The sequence below is a fragment of the Paraburkholderia sp. genome (assembly GCF_035501035.1).
In the GTDB taxonomy this organism is placed as follows: domain Bacteria; phylum Pseudomonadota; class Gammaproteobacteria; order Burkholderiales; family Burkholderiaceae; genus Paraburkholderia.
This window is the reverse complement of record NZ_DATJWR010000274.1, coordinates 1-2091: the sequence shown is the minus strand read 5'-3', so window position 1 is coordinate 2091 and position 2091 is coordinate 1. Positions and strand designations below refer to the sequence as shown.

The following is a 2091-nucleotide window of genomic DNA, read 5'->3' as shown; positions in this document are numbered from 1 at the left end:
GAGCAGTCGGGCCAACAGAAGCAATTGAATGAAACGCTCTATCACGGCAACTGAGACGGCAACCGAAACGGCAACCGAAACGGCAACCGAAGCGCGCCCCCCAGGACGGCGACGCGACGCGCTGCGCGTGCACACCCCAGCCGCTCAGCGCGTCGGGCCGCCGCCGATATGCTTTTCCATGAGCCGCATGCGCCCGGTTGGCCGCCAGGGCGCGAACCACGGGTTCGTGCGCAGTTCGCATAGCCGCGAGCTGCGCTCGGCTAGCGCCGTTTCGAGCCAGTGGAACATCTCGTCGGGCTGCGCGAGGCGCGCGTAGGCCTCGGCGATGAGAAGTGGCGACGTGTAGCGGCTGCGTCGCCGCGCGAGCAGCTCTTCGAGATACCAGCGCAACACCGCGTCATAGCCGCCGGCTTCCCACTTCGCTCGAATGGTCGCCGCGCGCGCGTGCTGGTTGCAGCGCACGAGCGCCTCCACCGTGGCGTCCACCGCTTGCGGATAAAGCTTTTTCACTTCGAACGCCGTGGCGAGCAGCTGATAGACGAGCGGCGGGTGCTCCATGTGCCCCGGCGACAGGTACTCGCTCACGACATCCGCATGCCTGCCCGACATCACCATGCCGAACGCGCGCGAGCCCTGAAACGCCAGTGGGTCGATGCGCTCGGCGCGCTCCATCGCGGCGTCTCCCTCCGCGCGGCGGCCCGCCGCGACGAGCATGCGCGCGTAGAGCCGGTGTGCCTCCGGGTAGCTCGGATTGCGCCTTAGCGCCTCCTTGAAGCCGGCCTCGGCCCGGCCCCAGTCCCAGTCGTAGAAGTAGTGCACGGCCGCGAGCGCATGATGCGCCTCCGGCAGGTCCGGGTCGAGTTCGAGCGCGCTTTGCGCGAGCGCGCGCGCGACCGGCCAGCCATCGTCGGGCGCGATGAAGCCGTGCACGGCCGTCGAGCCGTAGTAGTTCGAAAGACCCGTGTAGCCGAGCGCATAGCCCGGGTCACGTTCGAGGGCGGCCTCGAAGTAGGTGCGGCTGCGCACGAAGTCCTCGCCGTCGATACCGTGATGCGCGGAAAAGCCCGGCTCGAAATGCACGCGGCGATACCAGAAGTAGCGCCCGCGCACGTAGGCGTCGTGAGCGGCGGGGTCGACGGGCAGGCGCCGCGCGAGGCGCGTGCGCTGCTGCTCGGAAAGCGTGGAGGCGAGGTCCTCGGCGAGCGCCGCGACCGCCTCCTTGAGGATGTCGAGCGCGCCTTGCGTGGCGCTCTCGTGCGCGCGGCTCCAGATCTGCACTTCGTCGGCGCAGCGGATCAGGCGCGTGAGGATGCGCGTTTGCGGCCCCGCGCGCGTGAGCGAGCCTTCGAGCACGTAGTCGAGCTTCAGTTCCTGCGCGATCTCGCCGATGCTTTTTTGCGTCGCACGGTAACGCGCCGCCGTGGTGCGCGCGATCGTGAGGAGCCGCTCGGGGTTGAGCGCGCCGAGCGTGACAGAGAATTCGTCGGCGAGCGCGCTGCACAGGCTTTCCTGGCCCGCGTCGTCCGTGAGGTTCGCAAACGGCAGCACGAGCATGCGCACGGCCTGCGGGGCGGCGTTGCCCTCGCGGGCGGCCGGCGCGTCGCGCAAGGCGGCCGAAGCCTCGGCGCTCGCCTCCAAAGCCTCGGGAAGGATGCCGTCGAAACGGTAGCCCTTGCCCTTCACCGTGATGAGATGGCGCGGTTTCGCGGGGTCGTCCGCGAGCGCGATGCGGATTTTGCGTATTGCCGTGTTCAGGCCGTTGTCCGTGTCGCGGAAGGGGCTGCCGGCCCACAGCCGGTCGACGATATCCGCACGCGAGACCAGCTCGCCACGGCGCGCGGCGAGCAGGATCAGCAGGTCCATCGGCAGCCGCTCCAGCCGGACCTCAACGGCGCCACGACGCAACTGGTAGCGCTCGACGTCGAGTTCGAAATCGGCGAAGCGGATGATTCGATCCGTCGGCATGCGAACTCTCCCGTGATGCGGCATCGGGGAAGGGGGCGCCAGGGCGGTTCGTCTGAGGATTGCCGCAAGACGCAACGAGGCTCGACGTCATGGCGAATGGCGGCAGACGCAGGATTGGCGGCGGCG

1 protein-coding gene is annotated in these 2091 nt (G+C 68.9%); it reads right to left on the bottom strand.

The features are described 5' to 3' along the window. Window positions 1–144: 144 nt before the first annotated feature. Window positions 145–1965 carry a winged helix-turn-helix domain-containing protein gene (locus VMJ11_RS20225; protein ID WP_325621156.1) on the bottom strand — a complete coding sequence of 607 codons (1821 nt, stop codon included), beginning with the start codon at window positions 1963–1965 and terminating at the stop codon, window positions 145–147. Between the last annotated feature and the right edge of the window lie 126 nt (window positions 1966–2091).

Bases quoted from the DNA above. Each gene is read 5' to 3' on its own strand.
- VMJ11_RS20225 (WP_325621156.1), bottom strand. From the start codon at position 1,965: ATGCCGACGGATCGAATCATCCGCTTCGCCGATTTCGAACTCGACGTC.